This window comes from Vibrio sp. ZOR0018, assembly GCF_963865925.1.
Taxonomy (GTDB): domain Bacteria; phylum Pseudomonadota; class Gammaproteobacteria; order Enterobacterales; family Vibrionaceae; genus Vibrio; species Vibrio anguillarum.
Window position 1 is genome coordinate 1 of sequence record NZ_CAWMCN010000154.1, and the last position, 1,348, is coordinate 1,348.

2 protein-coding genes are annotated in these 1,348 nt (G+C 42.4%); both read right to left on the reverse strand.

The window, feature by feature from the left end; genetic code table 11:
* Positions 1–190 precede the first annotated feature (190 nt).
* Positions 191–661, reverse strand: coding sequence for a GNAT family N-acetyltransferase (locus AACR75_RS17190; RefSeq protein ID WP_047691184.1), 471 nt, complete (start codon positions 659–661; stop codon positions 191–193).
* A gap of 145 nt (positions 662–806) precedes the next feature.
* A complete protein-coding gene (locus AACR75_RS17195) occupies positions 807–1,232 on the reverse strand; it encodes an N-acetyltransferase (RefSeq protein WP_047691187.1) in 426 nt (141 codons plus the stop codon).
* Positions 1,233–1,348 lie beyond the last annotated feature (116 nt).

A 1,348-nucleotide genomic window follows, 5' to 3' on the forward strand; every position in this document is an offset into this window, starting at 1 on the left:
CAAATATCAGTAGAACTCTCTTAAAAATTCTTTGAACAACTACTTCCAATCGACACTCCCTGATAATTCGTATAACGCCCAATTAAGGGGTGAACAACGCCTCCCCCCAAACCTAAAGCATTGTGCCATAAACACTTAACTGACTTGAAGTGAGGCCGCCAAGCGTTGTGAATCCCTCTTAAATTGCTTGTTATGCGATTTTTCCACGCATTATGTACTGGGGACCTGCTAAACCACCCAAGTACTGCTCAGAAGTATTTTCAAAGCCCCCTCTTTCGTAACACACTCTAGCCCCTGGATTTTTGCAATTAACTGTCAGGTAAATCCAGTTAAACGTTGAGTAGTGTGCTTTTAAGTAAGGGAAAAGAACCTTAACCGCTTCCGTTCCTAGCCCTTGACCTTGGCAGTTGATGTCGATAGCGAAAGCTCTTAAGCCTAGCCCGTCTTTCGGACAAAACTCATAATCAGAAGAATAAGCAACATCTAGCTTGAAGAAACCCACTACTGCGCCGTTGTTTTTTATGGCATGCAAATGAATTGTCTCACTCGCACTAGATATAAATTCTTCAGAAGTACCCGCAAATTTAACCTGTTCATCGGCTAAATGTACATTCTTAACTTCCTCAATATTTGACTCGTTAACCTTTTCTATTTCTAACATTTCACTTCCATACTTTTGAATCGCATAACGCCCGCCTAAGGGGCTGGCAACGCATTACCACTAAACTTAAACACAACAACCGAAACCACCGCGGCTCAATGGGACTGGAAACGCCACGCGTTGACAGTCCCTCTTGAGGCGTTTGTTATGTGCCCGTACTCATTGTGTACTCTGGATGCCCTGTATGTTCATCTAATTGCTCACTGACCACGTTAAAACCTTGGGACAAGTAGAACTGATAACTAGTCTGATTTTCTTTGTATACCGATAGCGTCAGAATCGTTCTCTGACTTTTTGCGTGATTCAGCAATTGCTTACCAATGCCTTTACCTTGCAGCTCGGGAGCTACAAATATGGCAGCTAAACGACTTTCATATAGAGCGTAAAATCCAACAACTTTCGAGTCCATTTCGTAAACGTAGACCTCTGAAGCCGGGATATAAATATTACGCATGCTCTCGACTTGAGATTCCCAAAACTCAGCCGAGATAAAATCGTGAGCTCTAATTGAGGCAGTCAGCCAGATTTCAAGAACTGAATCCATATCATTTTCGTTGTACTTTTTTATCATTCTCAGACTCTAAGTAGTCAAATTTATCAGGGGCAACATAACGCCGCGTTAAGTAGTGAGCAACGCAACCACTGAACCTAAACCATTGTGCCGTAAACACTAAAGCCGAATCAAAC

Bases quoted from the DNA above. Each gene is read 5' to 3' on its own strand.
- AACR75_RS17195 (WP_047691187.1), bottom strand. From the start codon at position 1,232: ATGATAAAAAAGTACAACGAAAATGATATGGATTCAGTTCTTGAAATC.
- AACR75_RS17190 (WP_047691184.1), bottom strand. From the start codon at position 661: ATGTTAGAAATAGAAAAGGTTAACGAGTCAAATATTGAGGAAGTTAAG.